Annotated in this window: 13 protein-coding genes and 3 pseudogenes; 7 read left to right on the plus strand and 9 right to left on the minus strand. The window is 67.6% G+C overall.

Features of this window, described 5'->3' with window-relative positions; genetic code table 11:
- The first annotated feature begins 247 nt into the window (after positions 1-247).
- The gene (locus tag NBW77_RS13065; protein ID WP_250279774.1) at positions 248-2380 is read left to right on the plus strand and encodes a TIR domain-containing protein; all 2133 of its coding nucleotides are present in this window, start codon (positions 248-250) and stop codon (positions 2378-2380) included.
- A 306-nt stretch (positions 2381-2686) separates the two neighbouring features.
- Here NBW77_RS13065 and NBW77_RS13070 read toward each other — a convergent pair whose 3' ends face one another.
- Positions 2687-3937, minus strand: a complete 1251-nt coding sequence (locus NBW77_RS13070) for an NAD(P)/FAD-dependent oxidoreductase (protein ID WP_250279776.1) — start codon at positions 3935-3937, stop codon at positions 2687-2689.
- Positions 3938-4100: 163 nt separating this feature from the next.
- Between NBW77_RS13070 and NBW77_RS13075 the strand changes: the two are divergent.
- A pseudogene (locus NBW77_RS13075) lies at positions 4101-4265 on the plus strand (hypothetical protein); the annotation flags it as partial.
- Here NBW77_RS13075 and NBW77_RS13080 read toward each other — a convergent pair.
- The 3 genes from NBW77_RS13080 to NBW77_RS13090 all read right to left on the minus strand — a co-directional run bounded on the left by NBW77_RS13080 (position 4241) and on the right by NBW77_RS13090 (position 9516).
- Positions 4241-5074 (minus strand): ABC transporter ATP-binding protein, encoded by an 834-nt coding sequence (locus tag NBW77_RS13080; protein ID WP_250279777.1) that lies wholly within the window; start codon positions 5072-5074, stop codon positions 4241-4243. The pseudogene NBW77_RS13075 and the gene NBW77_RS13080 sit on opposite strands and share 25 nt — an antisense overlap.
- Entirely contained in the window at positions 5071-8199 is a 3129-nt protein-coding gene (locus NBW77_RS13085; protein ID WP_250279778.1) for a branched-chain amino acid ABC transporter permease/ATP-binding protein, read from the minus strand. The genes NBW77_RS13080 and NBW77_RS13085 overlap by 4 nt, the downstream gene beginning before the upstream one ends.
- 63 nt (positions 8200-8262) lie before the next feature.
- Positions 8263-9516 (minus strand): ABC transporter substrate-binding protein, encoded by a 1254-nt coding sequence (locus tag NBW77_RS13090; RefSeq protein WP_250279779.1) that lies wholly within the window; start codon positions 9514-9516, stop codon positions 8263-8265.
- Between the two features lie 502 nt (positions 9517-10018).
- On the opposite strand from NBW77_RS13090, the gene NBW77_RS13095 reads away from it, so the two are divergent.
- On the plus strand, positions 10019-10507 hold the full coding sequence (locus tag NBW77_RS13095) for a cupin domain-containing protein (RefSeq protein WP_250279780.1): 489 nt from the start codon (positions 10019-10021) through the stop codon (positions 10505-10507).
- A 133-nt stretch (positions 10508-10640) separates the two neighbouring features.
- On the opposite strand, the gene NBW77_RS13100 is transcribed toward NBW77_RS13095, so the two are convergent.
- Positions 10641-11444, minus strand: a complete 804-nt coding sequence (locus NBW77_RS13100; protein WP_250279781.1) for a helix-turn-helix transcriptional regulator — start codon at positions 11442-11444, stop codon at positions 10641-10643.
- Between the two features lie 322 nt (positions 11445-11766).
- Between NBW77_RS13100 and NBW77_RS13105 the strand changes: the two genes are divergently transcribed.
- Positions 11767-13512, plus strand: coding sequence for an IclR family transcriptional regulator domain-containing protein (locus NBW77_RS13105; RefSeq protein WP_250279782.1), 1746 nt, complete (start codon positions 11767-11769; stop codon positions 13510-13512).
- Positions 13513-13547: 35 nt separating this feature from the next.
- Here NBW77_RS13105 and NBW77_RS13110 read toward each other — a convergent pair whose 3' ends face one another.
- The gene (locus NBW77_RS13110) at positions 13548-13940 is read right to left on the minus strand and encodes a MarR family winged helix-turn-helix transcriptional regulator (RefSeq protein ID WP_349817009.1); all 393 of its coding nucleotides are present in this window, start codon (positions 13938-13940) and stop codon (positions 13548-13550) included.
- Positions 13941-14481: 541 nt separating this feature from the next.
- Here NBW77_RS13110 and NBW77_RS22430 point away from each other — a divergent pair.
- A pseudogene (locus NBW77_RS22430) lies at positions 14482-14664 on the plus strand (Rieske 2Fe-2S domain-containing protein); the annotation flags it as partial.
- Positions 14665-14968: 304 nt separating this feature from the next.
- Positions 14969-15088, plus strand: a pseudogene (locus tag NBW77_RS22435) (aromatic ring-hydroxylating dioxygenase subunit alpha); the annotation flags it as partial.
- Between the two features lie 311 nt (positions 15089-15399).
- On the opposite strand, the gene NBW77_RS13115 reads toward NBW77_RS22435, so the two are convergent.
- The 3 genes from NBW77_RS13115 to NBW77_RS13125 form a co-directional block, all read right to left on the minus strand.
- Positions 15400-16206, minus strand: coding sequence for an alpha/beta fold hydrolase (locus NBW77_RS13115; protein ID WP_250279783.1), 807 nt, complete (start codon positions 16204-16206; stop codon positions 15400-15402).
- A 124-nt stretch (positions 16207-16330) separates the two neighbouring features.
- A complete protein-coding gene (locus tag NBW77_RS13120; protein ID WP_250279784.1) occupies positions 16331-17434 on the minus strand; it encodes an NAD(P)-dependent alcohol dehydrogenase in 1104 nt (367 codons plus the stop codon).
- Positions 17435-17481: 47 nt separating this feature from the next.
- On the minus strand, positions 17482-19011 hold the full coding sequence (locus NBW77_RS13125; protein WP_250279785.1) for an aldehyde dehydrogenase family protein: 1530 nt from the start codon (positions 19009-19011) through the stop codon (positions 17482-17484).
- Between the two features lie 884 nt (positions 19012-19895).
- Between NBW77_RS13125 and NBW77_RS13130 the strand changes: the two genes are divergently transcribed.
- The coding region (locus tag NBW77_RS13130) for an AraC-like ligand-binding domain-containing protein (protein ID WP_250279786.1) at positions 19896-20863 on the plus strand (968 nt) is incomplete at its 3' end.

Consider the following 20863-nt stretch of genomic DNA (forward strand, 5'->3'; position numbering starts at 1 on the left):
GCCCCGCAACCAAGATCGTCCGGTTCTTCTGGTGGTGCGTTAGGTCTACCAACCCGATCAAGTTCAAGCCCCTGTCCTCCCGGTCGGGGGTGCCATATCGATGGTTGCCAAGTACATCTGCAGCGCCCACCCTGTCCCGCCTCCGCTCAACGCAATAGTCCTGCCTCGATCGGTCTGGTGGGCCGCAGGGGTGGGTGGCAGGCTGCTCAGCGTGACATCTAGGGGCGACCTGGCAGGATCGGCGGGTATGGCCGGGGTGGGAGAGCGGCTGTTCGTGAGTGTGGCCGGTCCGGATCGGCCGTGGGCGCGGTGGATCGGCCAGCAGCTGGCCCGAGCCGGGTACCGCGTGGAGTACGACGAATGGTCCTGGCCGGCGGGCGTCAGTTTCATCGAGCGGATGGACCAGGCGCTGGCCCAGGCGGATCGGGTGATCGCCGTGGTGTCCCCGGCCTACCTGGGCGCGGAGACCTACGGACGGGAGGAACGCGAGGCCGGTCTGTTGCTGGGGCATACCCGGAAGGGGGTACTGGTGCCGATACTGGTCGCACCCTGCGAGCTGCCACCGCTGTTAGGCCGGCTTTCCCACATCAGCCTGCTCGGGTTGGACGAAGAGACGGCCCGGTCCGTGCTGCTGGACCGGCTCGCGGACCCTGCGATGCCGACGCGGGACATGCCGTTTCCCGGCCCCCGACCAACCTCCCCGGATGAGCAGCGGGCGGGCGAGTCGGCGGTGGCGTTTCCCGGCCGGTGGCCGGAGGCGCCGACCGCCCCGCCTCGGCCGGACAGCTTCACCGGCCGGCGGAACCTGCTCCAGCAGATACGCGGGTGGGCCGCAGGGATTGCGGCCATCATCATCACGGTGGTGGTGCTGCTGGCTGTTGTGGTCTGGCCCGGACCGTTCGAGGGCGCACACGGCTGCGACGGCACGGGGAAGGCCGTGTGGGCGATGCCGTCGCAGGACGAGTGCATCGGTTACAGCGACGGGACAGGACAGTTCTTCGGTGAAGATAAGCGTCTCCGGACCATGGAACGGTTGGTATTCCAGGAGAATCAATGCGCTGACAAACTGCGTGATGCGCCGCCGAACAACTTCCCACACCGGCCGTACGTCAGCGTGGTCTACCTGGCCGCTCTCACCCCGGACGGGCCGCTCCGCGACCTGGATTCCCTGCCTCGTGCTGACGAACTGGAAGGCATCTTGCTCCAGCAGATACGTCAGAACGGTGCGCTCGCGGCGGACGGATCGTGCCTACCCGCCGCAAGTATGACCGCGCCGATCCTGCGGGTCATCATTGCTAATGGCGGTAAGAACATGCGGCAGGTAGAGACCGTCGCGAGCCGTATCACCGCACTGGCCCGCCAGGATCCGAGTGTCGTCGCCGTGATCGGTATGGACCGCAGCACCGACCAGACCGCACGGGCGATCGCGCAGTTCGGAAACGCAGGCCTTCCCGTGGTGGCCTCGACGCTGTCCGGTGACGGCCTCGAGCGGCAATCTCCGCTGTATTTTCAGATGGTGCCATCGAACGCGCGGGAGGCCCAGCTGATCGCCGCCTATGCGGAGCACGAGAAGAAAACCCGGGTCAGTGTCTACTACCCGCGCAGCGCCGCGGGTAGCGGCGACCTGTACGTCAGAACCCTGGTCGCGGACCTGCGCATAGAATTCATCGGAAAGCAGATCGCCTTCGAGGACGAGGCGTGGGACGGACCGACGTTCTCGAAGAAACCCGATGCTCCGACAGCCTGCACGGATACCTCCAACAGGATGATTTTCTTTGCCGGTCGGGCCGCGGACTTCGGCGATTTTCTGTCCGCTATGCGGGAGAACTGCCCGGCGGGTGGGCAACCGGCGCCGATAGTGGCGGGTGACGCCGTCCACCGGTATATGGTGCAACCCCCGAAAGACGATATCCCGGCAGGAACGACGATCTCCTTCGCCTCCGAGGACGCGGGCATCGAGCTCACCCAGCAGGGCTGCTTCCACGGCACGGTGGACCGTGCCAACCCGTACGCCCCCCAGGCGCTGCGGGACCTGTGCCGCGACATGGGCGAGTTCTACCGGTCGCAACACCTGCAACCGCCGCCGGAGCGGTGGCCTGGCGAGTGGGTGGGTTTCGGCTACGACACCGCCGGGATCATCGTGCTTGCGGCACGTACCCCATCCCCCGGCCATGACCAGCCGACCACAGTGTCGATCGTGTCGGAGCTGCAACGCACGCCGTATTACGGTGCGACCGGCACCGCCGACTTCACCACGTCGCACATCGCCACGAACAAGAAAGAAGTGATCTTCACGGTCGAGCTGGGCGACACGACGTCACTTCCCGCCTGCGTCTACGCCATCGACAACCGACCACCGCGGGAGAACTGCCTGTCCTGATCCACCCGCATCTCAGTGCCTGTCGCTGCCCGCCTGTCGCTGCCCGCCCGTCGCTGCCCGCCTGTCGCTGCCCGCCCGTCTCTGTCCCGGCCACCCTCCAGGCTCCCGCCGCGGGCCAGCCACCCGCTACCCCGCCGGGAAGACTCCATCCAAAACGGGCACTCCCACCAAGCCCAAGACCAGGCAGGCAGGCAGGCAGGCAGGTCAGACCACCAGTTCAAGGCCCTCCGGGGTTCGTGCCGGCCGGCGCCGTGCTGGTGACCACGTCCCAGATCGCCTGAGGTACCTGGCCGGCGATTGGGCCACTCACCCTTGCCGCTCGGCGTTTTTCAGGAGCGATTCGATGGGCACCTGCGGGTCCGCGAGCCTGCTTGCATCCACTGGTTCGCCGGACCGGACGAGGGCCTGGATCGGCTCGGTGACGTCCCAGACGTTGACGTTCATACCCGCGAGCACGCGGCCCCGAGCGAGCCAGAACGCGACGAACTCGCGCGTAGGGACATCGCCGCGGAAGACGACCTGGTCGTACCCACTGGGCTCGACATAGCCGGCGTATTCCATACCCAGGTCGTACTGGTCGGTGAAGAAGTACGGCACCCTGTCGTAGACCGCACTGCGGCCGAGCATCGCCCTGGCCGCGACCTGCGGCTGGTGCAGCGCGTTGGCCCAGTGTTCGACTCGGATGTGTCTGTGTAGCAGAGGATGGAAGGCATCGGCGACATCGCCCGCGGCATGGATGTCTGGAGCGGAGGTCCTCAGCTGCTCGTCGGTGACGATGCCGTTGCCGACGTCTAGGCCTGCGGCTTGCGCAAGCCCGGTGTTGGGCACGATGCCGACCCCGACGATGACTGCGTCGGCCTCGATACGGGTGCCGTCGGACAGCCGGACGCCGTCCGCGGTGCCGTCGTGGCCGGTGATGTCGGTGACCTGCACGCCGAAACGCAGATCCACCCCGTGGTCACGGTGCAGGTCCGCGAAGACCTGAGCGACTTCGCGGCCGAGTACGCGCAGGAGGGGAAGTTCGGCTCTCTCCAGCACGGTGACCTCTACGCCGGCCGCACGGGCGGCGGCAGCGGTCTCCATACCGATCCAGCCCGCGCCGATGACCACGACCCTGGATGCGGACTGGAAGGCGGCCTTGATCCGGTCGCTGTCCTCGACCCGCCGCAGGTACAGCACGCCAGCGAGGTCCGCCCCCGAGACCGGGAGGCGCCACGGCGACGAGCCCGTGGTCAGTAGCAGCTTGGCGTAACCGATCCGGCTGTCGTCCGCGAGTGTGACCTCGTGCGCCGCAGGATCGACGGTAGTGACCGCCGTCCCCAGACGCAGGTCCACGTCATGCTCGGCATACCACTGTGGCGGATGGACGTAGATCTGCTCGCGCGGGTGTTTGCCCAGCAGGTAGCCTTTTGACAGCGGCGGCCGTTCGTAGGGCCGTTCGTTTTCCTCCCCGATCAGCACAAGCGGGCCGTCGAAGCCCTCTTCGCGCAGGGCCTGCGCGGCCTTGGCCCCGGCCAGACCTGCTCCGATGATCACATACGCGCTGTTCGCGGCCATAGCCAACTCCTTTGCTGGGCTGCGGGCTGGGCCCGCAGAGCGTCGGCAAGCTGTTCGCCAAACTGCTCCCAACCGGCATCAAACTTCGTCACAGCCCAGTACGCAGTTCGGAGGCTTCAACAGCGTTAGCGCTTCGGGTCGGCGGCTCCGGCTATGCGGGGCGATGGGAAAGCCGTGGAACTGCGTCCGCTGCTCGTTGGTGGAGGTGTCACGGTCCGTCCTGGCAGCCCTATGGACATGGAGGCGCACGGTAGGGATACCCGGTTTGGGGGATCCGATTGAGGATCAGGCGTTGTCGGAGACCTATGGTCGGGAGCACTCGGCGGAACGGCCGTTGTGGTTGGGGTCGTTGAAGTCGAGTATCGGGCATCCACCGGCATCGGGATCCGTGCCGGCCTCGTCCGTGCCGGGCTCGTCGCCGTCCGGGCCGGGCGTTTCGCCCAGGTAACTGGACGCGACGAGGTCATAGCGCCCGCCGAGTTCGTCGGCCGTACCCGCGACCCGCAGCCGGCCCCGGGACAGCACGTAACCCCGGTCGGCGACCGCGAGCGCCATCGGCACGTGCTGCTCGACGAGCAGTATCCCGCAGCCGGTGTCGTCGACGATCCGGCGCAGCACGGGGAGCAGGCGTTCGACGATGACCGGGGCGAGACCGAGGCTCATCTCGTCGATCATGAGGAGCGTCGGTTCGGTCGCCAGCGCCCGGCCGAGCGCGAGCATCTGCTGCTCCCCGCCGGACAGCAACCCGGCCGGGCGGCGCAGCAGGTCCTTCAACGCCGGGAAGTAGCCAAGGGCCCGCTCGGTGTGCGCGGACCGACGGCCGCCGGCGAGCCGCAGGTTCTCCCGCACGGTCAGGTCCATGAACAGGGCACGGTCCTCCGGGACGTGCGCGAGGCCGCGCCGCGCGATGGCGTCCGGGCGGGTATCGGCGATCGAACGGCCCTGGAACCCGATCTCCCCTCCGATTACCGGCAGCAGGCCGGAGACGGTCAGCAAGGTGGTCGTCTTGCCGGCGCCGTTCGGCCCGAGCAGAGCGACGATCTCACCGGCGTTGACCTGTAGGTCGAGCCCGTGGACCACCGGGATGCCGAGGTACCCGGCGTTGAGACCGCGGATGTCGAGCAGGGCGTCGGTCATGGTGTCGCTCCGCTCCCGGTCATCTCGGTCGAGCCGTTCGCCTTATCGAGGCCTGTGCGCCCGCCGGGCTCGTAGGGGCCGGCCGGCGTGCTCGCGATCTTGCCCGCGCCGAGCTCATCGGTCTCCTGCCCGGCGTCCCGGTCGGCAGCGGCGTCCTTGCCGGAACGGGTGCCGAGATATGCCGTGATCACCCGTTCGTCCGAGCGGATCTCCTCCGGGGTACCCCGGGCGATGATCTTTCCGAACTCCAGTACGTAGACCACGTCGCAGGTGCCGAGCACGAGGCCCATGTCGTGGTCGACCAGTAGCATGCCGAGGCCGTCGTCGGCCAGCCGGCGTAGTTGCATGCCGAGCCGGGCGCTCTCGCCGGTGTCCAGCCCGGCGGCCGGTTCGTCCAGGCAGACGAGGAACGGTCGGGTGGCCAGTGCCCGCGCGACCCCGACGAGTTTGCGCTGTCCGTGCGACAGCTCCGTGGGCAGCCGGTCGGCGACCGATCCGAGCTCGAGCGCGGCCAGCGCCTCGGCGACGGCGTCCACCTGCCGGCGGGCCGGTCGCACCGCGTCCGCGAAGAATGACCACCAGCGGGCGGGCTCGGCCGCGACCCGCAGGTTCTCCTCGACCGTCAGGTCGTCGAACAGTTCCACCGACTGCCAGGTGCGGCCGAGCCCGGACCGCGCGCGCCGGTGCGCCGCCATCCGGTCCAGCCGGGTCCCACCGAAGCGCACAGTACCGGCGCTGATCCGGGTGAAGCCGGTGAGGGCATCGAGGAGGGTCGTCTTGCCGGCGCCGTTCGGGCCGATCAGACCGACCAGTTTGCCGGGTTCGACGGTGAGGCCGACACCAGCCAAGGCGGTGACTCCTCCATAACGCACAGTCAGAGATTCGATCATCAGTGCCCCGGTCGAGGCCTCCGCGTCCGCCGAAGCGGTGCCGTGGAGACCTCCGACCGTCGACGCCGAACCGCCGGCATCGGCTGTCGATTCGGTCGCTCGGTACCTCCCACGACCGAGTCGCGGGTCGCCCGTGCCCGTGCTCGGGACCGTGTCCGTGTCCGTGCTCGGGACCGTGTCCGCGGGTGGATGTCGGCTCAGCCGGTTCTCGGCCGCCCTGACGGCGCCGCGCAAGGCTCCTGCGATCCCCTCCGGGTTCTGGACCGCGGTCAGCACCAGGCCGATGCCGCCGATCAGCAGCGAGAACTCGCTGCCGACCCCGAAGGCGGTCTGCGTCGTGTAAAAGGCGACCCCACCGGTGGCCAGCAACCCGCCGATCACCGCGCCGCTCACGCTGGTGATACCGCCGAGGTAGGCGAAGGCCAGCACGGCGAGCGAGGTGAAGACGTCGAAGGTGGGGGCGGTCAGCGAACCGTACTGATAACCGATCATCGCTCCGGCGACTCCCGCGATGAACGACGACAGCCCGAAGGCCAGGATCTTCGTCGCTGCGACGTTCACGCCGGCGGCCGCGGCCGCCCGCTCGTTGCCGCGGACGGCGAGCATGCGAAGGCCCGAGGTGCCGCGCCGCAGGTTGGACACGGCGAGACCGAGTAGCACCACGATGACCAGCACGGCCAGCCCGAAACCGGCGCTGGGCAGCTTCCCGTCGCCGAGGAGGAAGGGGTCGTTGGGGCCGAAGCGCAGGCCGAACAGTGACGGCGAGTGCACCGGCGCGCCGGCGCCGCCCTTGCCCTCCACCCAGTCGTTCTTGAACACCAGCTCCTCGATGGCGACAGCGGCCGCCAGCGTCACCACCGCCAGGTTCACCCCGCGCACGCGCAGCGCCGGCACCGCCGCGGCGGCACCGAATACCGCGGCGACCAGCGCGGCCAGCAGCGGGGCGATCGGGAACGGGACGCCTGCGCTGTCGGCGAGCTTGCTGACCGCGAAACCGGCGACTCCGGCGATCGCCATCTGACCCAACGAGATCTGGCCGACGAAACCGACCAGCAGCACGAGCGACAGCGACAGCAGGACGCCGATGAGACTGTTGATGATGGCGCCCCGCCAGCCGAAACTCAGCGTGCACAGGGCGATGACCGTGACCGCGGTGGCGACGCCTGCCCGGGGCGCCACCCCGCGAGGAGTGGGGGAGAAGGGCAGCCGGGCCACGGCCGCCGAGCCGCGTACCGGCAGGCTCCGGCCCCGCACGAACATGATTCCGACGATGACCACGAATGGCAACGCCTCCCGCACCCCGGGCAGGGGCTGCCCGCCGACATGCGGCCACCAGGTCCTGGTCTCAACGAAGGTGACCAGCGAACGCGACATCCCGAAGCCGAGACCGGCCAGCGCCGCCACCCCGAAGGAGGTGAAATCCCCGACGAGTGCCGCGCCGAGCGCGGGGATGACCGCGAGGGTGAGCACGGTGGGCTCCAACGGCAGCAGGCCGCGCAGCAGGATGCCGATCGTCCCGGCGAGCACCGTGCCGATCACCCAGGTTGCGCCGGCCTGCCGGGACGGGGAGATGCCCAGCAGCAGAGCCCCCTTCTCGTTGCCTGCGGCGGCCCGGGTCGCCAGGCCGAACCGGGTGAACCGGAAGGCCGCCCACAGTCCGGTGGCGGCCAGCAGGGTCAGGCCCGCCAGCACGAACCGGTCGTAGGGCACCCGCGCGCCGAACAGGTGTGTGGTCCCGGTGGGCAGCACGCTGGGCACGCTCGGTCCGATGTCGCCGCCGAACCGGCGCACCACAACGGCCTCAAGGGTGAGCATCACGCCGACCGAAGCGATGATCTTCGCCAGCGGTGGCGCCGAGGACAACGGCCGGAACACCCAGCGGTGGAACAGGTAGCCCAACCCCGCCGCGGTCCCCAACGACAGCAGCGTCGCCGGCCAGAACGGCATCGGGCCGCCGAGGCTGATCGACGTGGGCCAGTCCGGCAGGTCCCAGCTCGCGCCGAACCAGCCGGCGACCCCTTCGACGAGGGCGAGTGGGTTCGGCAACGGGGGCACGAACCACGCGCCGTTCACCCGCAGGTCGGTATAGAGGTATGCGGTGTACATCGCCATCGCACCGGTGGCGACGTTCACCGTCCCCGAGCCGCGGTAGGTGAGGACGACGGCGAGCGCGATCGCGCCGATGAGCGCGCCCTCACCCAGGCCGAGGACAAGGAACAGGAGGGTCTGGCTCAACGGGTCGCCCTTCCGTCGCTGTAGGTGCCGTAGCCGGACGGGAACCGGCCTGCCTGACCGGTGTCAGTCGCGAGCCAGGCCGTTGAGGTACTGGCCGCCCGTCGAGTCGATGACCGACTTGCCCTTCACCTGGTAGACGCGCACCAGTGCGTCACACAGCGATGGGAATCCGGTAATCGAACCGCACTGGACCTGCGGCGCCACGACCGGCACCGGACCCCGGAAGGCCTTCACCGCGGCGCGGATCGTGTCCGGGGAGAGCTTGTCGTAGCCGACACCCTGCAGGATCTTGGCGATTGCGACGACCGAGCCGAACTCCGGAACCGAGAACGCTCCGCTGTTCTTGTCCTTCCCGTACCGGTCGAACGCGGCGAGGGTGTTGCGGACGTCCACGTTGGCGGTGTCCGCCGGGTCGGCGCCCACCTCGACGATGTACCAGCCGTCGATGGCGCTGGCCGCGGCCTTACGCACGTCCGGACCTTGGCAGTTGCCGACACCGACGACCGGCTTGTTCACGCTGAGCTGCTGCAGTGCGTTGGCGACCTGGATGCAGGTCGACCCGGCGCCGAGCACCATCACGACGTCGGCCTTGTCCGCCCCGGCTGCGGTCAGCGGAGCGACCGCGTCGGTGGCGGTGATGCCGACCGGCACCTCGGAGAGGCTGATCCCGGCGGCGTCGAACTGGGGCTTGATCAGGCCCTCGATCGCACTCTTCAGGCTGGGCAGGTCGACGTACACCGCGGCGACCTTCTTGGCCTGCGGAAACGTCTTGCGGGTGAAGCTGGCCATGCCGGACAGCACGCCGGGTGAGCCGGAGGCGAAGAAGTAGGCGTCGCTGGCATTGAACGCGCCCTGGGTTGCCGGAAAACCACCGATGATCGGTTTCTTTCCGGCGAGCGTGGTCCAGATCGGGCCGTCCCCCGACGAGAGTGTGCCGGTACTGACCATGTTGATCGAGCTGTCGTTGAGGAACTGCTGCGCGCAGCTCTGCGACTTGGCCGGGGTACCGTCGGTGAAGCAGGTGGCGAGCTTGAGCGGATGTCCGCCGATGCCGCCGAGTTCCGCGTTCACATAGGTCACCGCCACATTGGCCCCATCGGTCAGGTCCGGATAACCGACCTCACCGCCCTGCTGGTTGATCAGGCCGATGGTGACCGGCGAGAGGCTGGCGTTGGCGGCGTTGGCGGCGTTGCCGGAGGCCGCACCGGTCGCCGCCGGTGCGGAGCCGGCCGATCCGGAGCTGCCACATGCTGCCAGCGCGACGGCTGTGGCGGTGACCGCGATGCTCACGCGGATGGGTAAGTGACGGGCGATCACGGGCGTTCCCTTCAGGTTCGGTCAACACCCTGTCGCCGTGAACCGCTCGGTGGCGGGCCGATCGGTCGGCGACGAGGAGGTCGAACTGGCGCATGGAGAGCTGGGTCACATCTGTGCGGGCGGGACGCTAGCAGTGCCGCGTTCATCATGTAAAGAAGAAAATTGGATGCGATAGAAGGAACGTCGCTCATCGGCGGTAACGCAGTAACGCGCCGTTTTTCGTGCCCGCGGCCTTGCGTATCACGGGTGACCGTGTGACCACTGGCGGACCTTCGTTCACCATAGGTACTATCGGTGTCTATTCGACTACTATTTGTAGTATTTTCTCTTGGCGGGTGTAGTCGGGCGCACGGGCTTCCCGTCATCCGCACTTCAGGCCCGGGTGGTCGTCTAGCGGGCCTCTAAAAAAATATGGGCAGTCTTTACAGCTCGGAGCTGGGCATCTACTGTCACGGACCACATCGACACAGGCCACCATGGCCGTCACGAACAGGGGTGGAGCATGCAGCGCACCGCCAGGGGCCGCTACGAGACATGGTTGGACGACCCGGACTTCACGGTGGATGCCGAGGGTGGCAGGTGGGCGGGATTCTTCTTGGGTGACGAGGAGGACGGGCCGGCGGTGTTCCCGATGGAGGTCACCGCGAACTACCGTTTTCCCATCCATTACCACAAGACGCACTATATGTCGATTATTCTTCGTGGATCGCTCAAGGTCGGCACGAAATGGTATAAAGAGGGCGATATTCGCCTACAGGAAAAGGGCTCGGTCTACGGTCCCGAGGAAGCCGGCCCCGAGGGCTGCTTCATGTTGAACATCTTCGCGGATCGCCGCGGCTTCATACCGAGCCTGTTGGGGGCGCCGGACGACGCGCCGCCGATCCACGTCGAGCCGCACATCCTGCTGAGCCAGGTGTGGAACGCCCTCGCGACCGCCCCCGAGGATGCGGCCACCTCACCTGCGCCGGCCTCTGCCTCGACGTCCACCTAACCCGGACCCGCATGACCGGACATGTCATGCCGCCCGGCCAGGGCTACCGGGATGTCGTCGCAGGGACTGCCCGTTGTGGCATTCGGCCGGTGGGACCGTCGTGGGTGCGGCCCACCGCACGATTACGGCACGGCTACCGGCGGTTGACAACGACGCAGCAGTGGCTCGGGGCACCGTTGATGATCGCGGCGGTGTCGCGATCGCAGCCGATACCTTCCAGCAGGCCCTCGACGAACTGCTGGTTGATCAAACAGACGACCTCCGGGGCGTTCCGGGCCAGCGCGGAGAACGGGCAGTTGCGCAGGCGGATGACCGACCCGTCATGAACAGGTTCGTAGCCGAGGCCGTCCGCGGCGGCGAGGAACCGCTGGAGGACGCCCGCAGCCTCATCCTCGTCCGGATGACGGACCTCTCGTGCGGCATCACGCGCGGCAAGGCCGTGGCCGGCTGCCCGGCCCTCTTCCCTCGCCGCACGCAACGCCACCCGCTGCGCCTGCGGATCGGGGCTGTCGGCGATGGCCCGCGCGAGGATCCGGCCGGCGAGGTCATACCGCCGGACCGGAACCGACACCTGCACCGAGGCCGTCCCCGGCCGGTATCGCTTGCTTGGCCGACCGGCGCCGGGGCCGACCCGTCCAGGTGGGCGGGCATAGTCCACCTCGACGAGGCCGACCGCGGCCAGCCGGTCGAGATGGAACGCGGCGATGGAACGCGCAACCCGGTGCTCGACGGCGACCTCGTCCCTGGTGACAGGATGCGCGGCGCGGCGCACCGACTCGTACATCGCCCGTCTCCTGGGATCACGCAGCGCCTCGATCGCATCCCACGAGGTATCCACGGCCGTCCCTGACACGCCGGCTGTGGATACCTCGCCGGCCGTGGACCCTTCGTCCTGGTCAGCCGAGGGGCGCTTCAGGTCCGCGTCGCCAAAGATCATACGCTCCACGTCACCGTCCGCATTCGGCAGGTACCTACAATCCTTTTAAAATATATCTCAGTCAGCTTTACAAACGAACGGTGGCTCCAGCCGTTCGCCACCTTCTCGCGGCCGTCACACCGCGTTGATGCAGGTCGGCCGACCAGTCGTCGAGCTGGTCACCCGTCGGATCGGTGCGTGCCGGCATGCCGTCCGTCGCCAGCGTGTTGTTCGCTCAGCGAAGTTCGCTCAGTGAACTATAGTTCGCTTTGTTGTCGTGCAGGGGTGCGGTTTCGTGGCCGGGCACTGTCAGGAGTCCACTCGATCGTGAAGGAACGCCGTGTTGCCCGGTGAGGTGTCCTCCGTCCGGCGGTCCGTCCCGACCGAGATCGTCGGCCCGTTGGAACGTGGACTGGCGGTACTGCGTGCGGTGTCGCTGCAGGCCGAGGGGCGCACGATAGCGACCGCGGATCTGGTGCGGGCCACCGGTCTTGCCCGCTCGACCGTCGACCGGGTCCTGGCGACCCTGTCCAGGTGCGGGTTCATCCGGCTGAACGGCCGTGACACGGCGCTTGCTCCCGCCCTGACAGCCCTGGGCAACGCCTATCTGTCCTCGTCCGGGCTGCCCGACCTGCTCGCGCCGTACGCGGACCGCCTGGCGGAGATGTTCGACGAGTCGGTCTCGGTCGCAGTACCTGATGGTGACGGGGTCCGGTTCGTCAGCCAGTTGGCACGGCGCCGGACGATGTCACCGGTCTTTCGGGTCGGTGACCTGCTCCCGGCCGAGCGGTGCGCTCCCGGAGCCCTGTTCGCCGCGGAATGGGACGACACCGAGTGGTCGGCGTGGCAGCGCCGGCTGGCGGCTGATCCGGGCTGTGCGGGGTTTCCGGTTCTGCGCCGGGCACGGCCCCCTGGTGATCCCGACGCCGTCGGCGCCATCCCCGACGCTTCACGCCTTCGGCACCGCGCCGCCGCGGTGATGGCGGGTGGGCACGCGGTCGACGACCAGTTGGTGGACGCCGGGCTCGTCGCCGTGGCCATGCCGGTCCGCGACGTCGTCGGTGTGCTCGGTCCGGCTGGTCGAACGGTCGCAGCCCTCAGCGTCGTCAGCCACACCAGCAGACACAGCGCCCGAACGCTCGCCGACCACGTCGTCGGCGAGCTGCGCGAGGCCGCCCGGCAGGCACAGGACGCCGTCGCCGCGGACGGTGGTCATCCGGTGCGCCGGGTGGATCCTGCCGGGCCGAGTGCCGGACCCGTGGCCGCGGCCGTGAGCGCGGCCGTGAGCGCGGCCAAGGTGGAGCTCGGCTCCGGTTACCTGCAGTCGCTCGCCCGCGGGCTTGCGGTCATCACCGCCTTCGGTCCGTCGCTGCGCCGTCCCACTCTCAGCGAGCTCGCGCAGGCGACCGGCCTGCCCCGGGCGACCGTGCGGCGGGCGCTGATCACCTTCCGGCAGCTCGGGTACGTCCGAGCGGACGGCAACCGGTTCTGCCTGCTGCCGCGGGTGCTGGAACTCGGCTATGCCCCGCTGACCGGGCTGTCTCTCGGCACCCTCGTCGAGCCACATCTGACACGTCTGGTTGGGCAGGTCCACGAATCGGCGTCGGTGTCGGTGTTGTCCGGTGACGACATCCGGTATGTGGCGAGGGTGCCCACGGTGCGGATCATGAGTGTCGCGATCGCCGTGGGCACCCGTTTTCCCGCGTATGCCACGGCCATGGGGCGGGTGCTGCTTGCCGGTCTCCCCGACGCCGACCGCGCGGCATACCTCCAGCGGGTGCGCACCGAACCATTGACCCGTCACACCGTCACCGATGTCGGACGGCTCGGGCGGGCGCTCGACGAGGCAGCCCGGGACGGCTACGCGCTCGTCCGCGAGGAGCTGGAGGACGGCTTGCAGTCGATCGCCGTGCCCGTGCGCGATCGGGCCGGCCGGGTTGTCGCCGCGGCGAACGTTTCCACCCATGCCGCGCGGGTCTGCGCGGTGACGGCGCGTGAGGTGTTGCTACCCGCGCTACGTGCCGTCGTCGCGGCGATCGAGGCCGATCTGTACGCGGTCACGGCGTACAGCCCGCCCGTACTGGTGTGACCGTCGCATCCCGTCCGACGCGACGGGGTCCGAGGTCATGCCGTCGCGGGTCTGCGCTCGGTCGGCTCCTCGGCAGGTGGTAGCCAGGTGCCGGAACCGACCACCCGGCCGAGCATCGTGAGGAACGCCGTCTGCTCGTCGGGCGTGAGGGCACCGAGAATGACCCCGTTCATCGTCTCGGTGCGTTCCGCCACGGTTGCGTGGACGCCTTCGCCGTGGCGGGTGAGCCGGAGCAGGTTACGCCGGCCGTCCAGAGGGTCCCGCACCCGTCTGACCAGGCCGCGTTGCACCAGCCTGTTGACGACGTCCGCGACGTTGGAACGGTCGAGGGACGCGCGTTCCCCGAGGGTCTTCTGGTCGATCTCCGGTTCGACGATCAGACAGTTGAGTACGGCGAACTGCGGCGGTGTGGTCTCCTCGGAGACCATGGCGTTCCAGAGCTGGTAGGTGACCTGCTGGAGTCGCCGAGCCAGATGGCCGGGATGCGTGCTCAGGTCGACGCCGGGTGAACCGGTACGTGGGCCGAGTCTGCCCGGGGTCCTGTCCAGAGGTCATCGTCCGTTCGAAGATCGTGCGTCCGAGGGTTGGCTACCTTCGCCGAGACGACATCGTAAGCCGGAGGCAGAGGTACCCGGCGGTATAACCGCAGCCTGCGCAATGCGGTCCTCCGACGCTGTGGACGGGCGTGGCCGACGGGTTTACGCCGGGCCCCGCCACCGACCTCTTCGGAGTACTTGACGTCCGGCGTGACGGATGCGACGATCCTACTTATTCAGTATACGGATTATCTCATTGTAAAGATTACCCTGGCATGTTGATTGTTCCGACGGTTTTCCGAAAGTCGGGACTCCAGATTGTTTCCCTGGTCGGTGCCAGTCGGTGATATTCTCCATTCCCGCGCCCACGCTGAAATAATCCGAACTGCACCGGGAGGGGCGGATGAATCCATTTCCATAGAACCAGTGGTATGTGGCGGCATGGGGCCGCGAGATCGGTCGGGAGCCGCTGGCCCGAACGATCTGCGGGGAGCCGATCGTCTTCTATCGTTCGCTCGAAGGTGATGTCGTCGCGCTGCACGACCGGTGCGTCCATCGCCATTACCCGTTATCCATGGGGACCGTGCGTGGAAACAACCTGGAGTGCGGCTACCACGGTTTCACCTATGACTGTTCGGGTATCTGCGTGTTCGTTCCCGGCCAGGACCGGGTACCGCGGACGGCGCGGGTGAAGAGCTATCCGGTCGTCGAACAGGCCAACTGGGTGTGGGTCTGGATAGGGGACACGGCGAATGCCGCCGCCACGCCGGTCCCGGACAACCACTGGCTCGACGACCCCGGCTGGACCGTGATCGGTGACATGGTACCGTTGCCCGCACGATACCAGCGAGAAGTCGACCGGGCTGTCATCACCCATAGACCGCTGGCAGGACATCGAGTACCGCCCGGTGTGTTCCTCTGTGTTGCACTCCCGGATCGCGCCGGCCGGCGTGCTGCCGGGAGAGGACGGCGACGGTCGCGCCGCGCAGGTGAAAGTCCTGTACGGGATCACTCCGGAGACCGAGCACAGCACCTTCGATTTCTGGGCCGTTGCCCGGGACTTCGCCCTTGGCGATGCCGAGGTGTCAGATTTTCTCGAGCGGAAAAGCGGAAAATCCGGCGTGGCTCGGGCCGCCGACCTCGGGCCACCCACACCGAGGACTGCCTGGAGTTCGACTACGACGCGTTTCGGACAACTCCGCCACCAGGCCCGACAGGTCCGGTTGCACGGCGGACGGGTGATCCCGGCCGCCGTGCAACCGGCGACGATTTCTTGCAGGTCGACATCGCGGCCCCGCGGGGTCGCTGAGAGCAGGGCCTTGCTGAATGCGGGTGGCGGGTGGCGGTCCCCTTATGCGGCCTCGTCGTGTACACCGTCGTCGAGGACGAAGCCTTGGAGTATCCCGACAAGTTCTTCTGCCCGTTCGAAGACGACCAGATGCCCGCTGTCGATCTCGGCGTACCGACTGCCTGGGATGGACTCGTGCAGGAGTCGTGTCCGCTCGACCGGGATGACCTGGTCGCGGGTGAGCCCGACGACCAGTGTCGGTGCAGTGATCTTCGGTAGCAGTTCCCTGATGTCAGCGCGCAGATCCAGCTCCATGTGCTGGCGCATGCCGGGTGTGATCGGCGGGGCGCCGGCGACCAGCTGACCCACGCCTTGCTCGCCGATGGTGGTGAGGAACGCGGGGCTGAAGCAGCTGAGCTGGAGAAACCGGTTGAACAGATCGTGATCGGTACGCTCCAGGCGCTGCCACAGGTCGATGGCCAGCTTGTGACGGGCGTCGTCGGGGTCCGGCCACCCGGCTATCAGGACCAGACGGCGAACCAGCTCCGGCCGGGTGGCGGCGACGGTGGCCGCGACGACGGCACCAAGCGAGAAACCCACGAGGTCGACCGGCCCCTCGACCGCGGCGTCGGCGGCCGCGGCGATCTGTCCGGCGAGTAACTCGACGGTGAGCGGAGTGCCTGCATCCGTCGTCTCCCCACTGCCGGCATAGTCAGGCAGGACGACGGTGTGGTGGTCGGTGAAGGCGCCGACCAGATGCCCGAAGTTCATCTGGGCTGGAACCCCGGTACCGGCGACGAACACCAACCCGGGCCCCTGCCCCGCAGCGGTGTAGTTGATGGATGTACCACAGGCGGAGATCGTGGGCATGTCAGCCCTCCCTTGCTTGTTCGTGTTTCCACTACGAAGGATCGGCGTTTATAAAGGATCGGCGTTTACAAAAGATCGGCGTTGTGGTGAGCGGTGCGGCGAACACGTCCCGACCGGACAGGCCCTAGAACCGCAGCACAGGCTTGATGATCTTGCCGGCCCTGGTGTCGTCGACCGCGTTCTGGATCTCACTGAACGAGTATTCGCTGATCATCTTTTGTAGGGGTAGCCGTCCTGAACGCACGAGGTCGACCAGAACCGGGATGAACCGCTCGGTTTCGCTGTCACCGAGGGTGATCCCCACCACGTGGCGCCCCGGAAGCATCGCGTTGACGTCCAGCGGGACCTCCGACCCGAATGGCGGAGCGCCGACGATGACGACGGTCCCTCGGGCAGCCAGCGAGTCGATCGCCGTCCGTAGCACGGCGGTGCTACCGGTCGTCTCCACCACACCGTCGATCCCGGCGCCACCGGTGATCGCCGCCAGCTGTCCGGCCACGTCTCCTTCATCGGCGTTGACGGTATGGGTGGCGCCGAGTTCGGCCGCCAGCGCCAGCCTCGCAGGTAACCGGTCAACGGCGATCACCCGGGTTGCCGGTGTCAGCGCGGCGGCCATCACCGCGGACAGGCCCACCCCGCCGGCCCCGGTCACCGCGATCGACGCGCCTGGACGGGGGCGCAGAACGTTCCAGATGGCGCCGGCACCGGTCTGGACGCCGCAGCCGAGCGGAGCGATGAGTTCCAGCGGGACGCGGTCGTCCACCTTGATGACGCTACGTTCGTCAACGAGGGCATGGCGGGCGAACGAGGACTGCCCGAAGAAGTGCCCACCGATCTTCTCCCCGGCTCTGCTGATGGTTGCCGAACCGTCGACGCGGGTACCGCCGAGGAGATTCAGCGGCAGCCAGGCTTCGCAGTACGCCGGGTGGCCGTCCCGGCAGTTTCCACACCGGCTGCATGAGGTGAACGACAGCAGGACGTGGTCGCCGGGCTGCACCCGGGTGACGGCCGAGCCGACTGCCTCCACCACACCGGCGCCCTCGTGCCCCAGGACGCCGGGTAGTGGGAACGGCAGGCCGCCGCCGGCCACACTCAGGTCGGTGTGGCACAGCCCGGCGGCGACCATCCGGACCACGACCTCGTCGGGGCGCGGGTCGTCGAGTTCGACCAGGGACAAGGTGAAAGGCGCGCCGCCTGTCTCGACAATGGCCGCTTCTGTTACTGTCATAATAACTCCCCTGTCAGGTTCGAAAGGCAGGAACACGTACCGCCGGATCAGCCCAGTGGAATGACGACGGACTTGACCTGGGTGTATTCCGCGAGCGCCTCAGGTCCGTACTCCCTGCCGTAACCGGACTGCTTGTGGCCACCGAACGGGATCGCCGGGTCCAGCAGCGCCCAGCTGTTGACCCAGACGATGCCCGCCTGGAGTCTGGCTGCGACCCGGTGCGCCTGCGAGACATCGCCGGTGTGCAGACCGGCGGCAAGCCCGTACGGCGTGCTGTTGGCGAGCGCGATGGCCTCGTCCTCGGTATCGAATGGCTGGACGGTCAGCACCGGGCCGAAGATCTCCTCTTGGACGAGCCGGGAGTCGTTCGACAGACCCGTGACAACCGTCGGGGCGTAGTACGCCCCGCCGAGATCAAGCCTCTGCCCGCCGGTCACGATGCGCGCCCCGGGCTCTTCGCGGGCGATCCGCACATACTCCTCGACCTTGGCCAGGTGCCGCTTACCACCCATCGGTCCGACGACGGTGGACTCCAGGAACGGATCGCCGACCGGTACCTGCGCGGCTCCGGCCGCGACCGCCTCGATGACCGTGTCCAGCAGCGGCCGTGCTACCAACAGCCGGGTGATGCCCATGCAGAACTGGCCGGTGTTGAACACGAATCCCGATATTGTCGCGCCGACCGCGGCCTCGACGTCGGCGCCGTCGAAGATCAGATACGGCGCCTTGCCGCCGAGTTCGACGGTCACCGGCTTGAGGAACTGCCCGGCGAGGCCCGCCACCGTCCGCCCGACCCCGGTCGATCCGGTAAAGGCGATCTTGTCGACCAGGGGATGGCGGACCAGTGCCTCGCCGACCTGCGCGCCGCCGGTCACGACGTTGACCACGCCGTCGGGTATCCCAGCCTCGGCGAACAACTCGGCCATCCGCAGCGCGGACAGCGGGGTGTCCTCAGCCGGTTTGTGCACGATCGTGTTTCCGGCCGCGAGCGCCGGAGCAATCTTGCTGTTGGAAAGAATAAGAGGGAAGTTGAACGGCGTGATCGCTCCGACGACGCCGATCGGTTCCGGTCGGGTGTAGGCCATCGAGGGGATTGGAATCGTCCGCGTCGCCCCTTCGAGGTTCTGCGCTTGCGAGGCGAAGAACTCATACTGCTGGACGACCGTGCTGACGTCGATACTGCGGGAGAATATGATCGGCTTGCCGACGTCCACGGATTCCAGGAGCGCCAGTTCCTCGCCGTGCTTGCGTATCAGGTCCGCGACGCGCAGGAGGATACGGGCGCGCTCCCGGCCCGGCATGCGGGCCCACGGTCCCTCGTCGAATGCCGCCCGGGCCGCCTGGACCGCGGCGTCTACGTCATCGCCGTTGCCGTCGACCACGGTGGTGACGGCCTGCCCGGTCGACGGGTCGAGGACCTCCCGGCGGCCGTTGCCCTTACCCGTGCGCCATACGCCGTTGATGAAAAGCCGGCCCGGCTCCACCGCCGGCCGGTGAACCGCTCCTCCCTTCTCTGCGATGATCGTTGTGGACAGCGACCGATCGCTCCCCGCGGTTTCGATCTGATCAATACTCATCCCAGCTCCAGGTGCCTCGGATAACGGTGTATGAACGGTCGATTCACAGGAGTTTGTGCTGTTCGTCGGTCAGGCCGGCGAAGGTGTCTCAGGGAAGGACTGCGTGAGGACGGCCAGGAACACCGGATGTCCGGTAATCACCGCATACCGGGGTCGATCTGGCGCCGATCGTCTGCGCCACACCGAGGACTATGCCCCCGGCGAGTGTCCCCCATAGCGAACCGAACCCGTCGAGTACCACAGCTTCGAAGGCATGGACCAAAGGCGTGGACTAACGGTGACGGCCCGCTGGGGAGTCGACTGCGAATTCTTGTATAAGATCTCGACGGAGTAGTTCGTCCCACCGATGGCGGGCCCGTTTTCCAGTGCCTCCCGGACAAGGGAAAGAACATGCGGTCGGATTCGCCCAGGCCGGCGGCGAATCCCGTCCCCAGGGCGACAAAGCCAATTCCGATCTTCTTCGGGTCACTTCTGTCGCGGCCACCGAGCACAAGTGCTCCCGTACCCGCCCCCGGTAGAAATCGCCGTCGGTCCAGCGGTGCGGGTAATTCCGCTGAATCCATGCCCACCCCTTGGAGTCCATATCGGTACGTTGACGCTGCACACCCGCCTTCCAACTTCCTGCATCAGGGGGGCGGGAACCCGTAGGTCATGATCGGTATTTCTGGTGCGGAGCGGTTGCCGATCAGCGCCCGGGGTCTTGCCGATCGGTGTACAGTTCGACGCGAAAGTGATCAGTCGGGTGATCGGGAGTGGGCCAAGGCTGCGCGGTCATGCCTGTCTTCGCGGCGCGGGAGGCCTTGCGGAACTCAACCGGCCAAAGGGCTTGCGATCATGTATTCTCCCGCGCGCCCGGAGACCCCAGGAATCTTGAGGAGGCCGGCATGGCGACGGTCAGGTCGGACAGTCCGACAGCGACGGTCACCGGGGCATCCACGAACCCGCCAGGGTCACGCCCCGCCGGAACAACTCGAACACTCGCCGGACCCGCGGAGCTGGAATACTGGCGTCACACCGTCAACGCCGCGTTCGGCCCCCTGGAGCCGGTCCTGCGCGACGACCGGCCGTTCCACGCCGCACTTGACGTCGCAGACCTCGGCAACTTCTCGCTACTTTCCGTACGGGCAACGCCACACGATGTTGTGCGTGGACTCCAAGCGGCCGGAGCCGCGGAAGCGCGCTTTTTCAAGATCCTTTTTCAGGTCAGCGGCTCCGGAGTGCTGTACCAGAACGACCGTGAGTGCCTTCTCCGATCCGGTGATCTGGCTCTGTCCGACACCACCCGTCCGTACAGCCTGGGCCAACGGGAGAACTTCCACCTCTCTGCCCTGGTGTTTCCGTGTGACGCTCTGCCGTTACCCGCGGCGGTTGTGGAGAGGTTCACCGGTTGCGTTCTTCCGTGCCGGGACGGTGCCGGCGCGGTCCTGTCCGCGTGCATGAGGCATTTGCAGCAATACATATGCGAGCGTGGAGATGACGGTACGACGAGTCACCGGCTCGCCGCGGCCTGTATGGACCTGCTGGCCGCGACACTTGCCCAGTCGGGGGACTGCTCGACCGCGACACCGCGTGCCGCACGACGATTACAGATTGTCACCTGGATTAATGATCATCTGCAGGACGAGGACCTGTCCCCGGCGACGGTCGCCGCCGCAAACCACATTTCATCCCGCTATCTGCACCGACTGTTTGAAGATCAGGAAATCTCGGTCGCGTCCTATATCCGCGGCCAGCGCCTGGAACGGGTGCGAGAAGATCTTGAGGATCGGCTGCTTGCCAACCGCGGCATCAGCACGATCGCCGCACGGTGGGGGTTCTACAGCCAGCCGCACTTCACCCGGATGTTCCGCGA

This window comes from Frankia sp. Cppng1_Ct_nod (assembly GCF_920656135.1).
Classification (GTDB): domain Bacteria; phylum Actinomycetota; class Actinomycetes; order Frankiales; family Frankiaceae; genus Protofrankia; species Protofrankia meridionalis.

What these genes read in the sequence shown, in the direction of transcription:
- NBW77_RS13065 (WP_250279774.1), top strand. Translation starts at nt 248, where the DNA reads ATGGCCGGGGTGGGAGAGCGGCTGTTCGTGAGTGTGGCCGGTCCGGAT.
- NBW77_RS13070 (WP_250279776.1), bottom strand. Translation starts at nt 3,937, where the DNA reads ATGGCCGCGAACAGCGCGTATGTGATCATCGGAGCAGGTCTGGCCGGG.
- NBW77_RS13080 (WP_250279777.1), bottom strand. Translation starts at nt 5,074, where the DNA reads ATGACCGACGCCCTGCTCGACATCCGCGGTCTCAACGCCGGGTACCTC.
- NBW77_RS13095 (WP_250279780.1), top strand. Translation starts at nt 10,019, where the DNA reads ATGCAGCGCACCGCCAGGGGCCGCTACGAGACATGGTTGGACGACCCG.
- NBW77_RS13100 (WP_250279781.1), bottom strand. Translation starts at nt 11,444, where the DNA reads ATGATCTTTGGCGACGCGGACCTGAAGCGCCCCTCGGCTGACCAGGAC.
- NBW77_RS13110 (WP_349817009.1), bottom strand. Translation starts at nt 13,940, where the DNA reads ATGGTCTCCGAGGAGACCACACCGCCGCAGTTCGCCGTACTCAACTGT.
- NBW77_RS13115 (WP_250279783.1), bottom strand. Translation starts at nt 16,206, where the DNA reads ATGCCCACGATCTCCGCCTGTGGTACATCCATCAACTACACCGCTGCG.
- NBW77_RS13120 (WP_250279784.1), bottom strand. Translation starts at nt 17,434, where the DNA reads ATGACAGTAACAGAAGCGGCCATTGTCGAGACAGGCGGCGCGCCTTTC.
- NBW77_RS13125 (WP_250279785.1), bottom strand. Translation starts at nt 19,011, where the DNA reads ATGAGTATTGATCAGATCGAAACCGCGGGGAGCGATCGGTCGCTGTCC.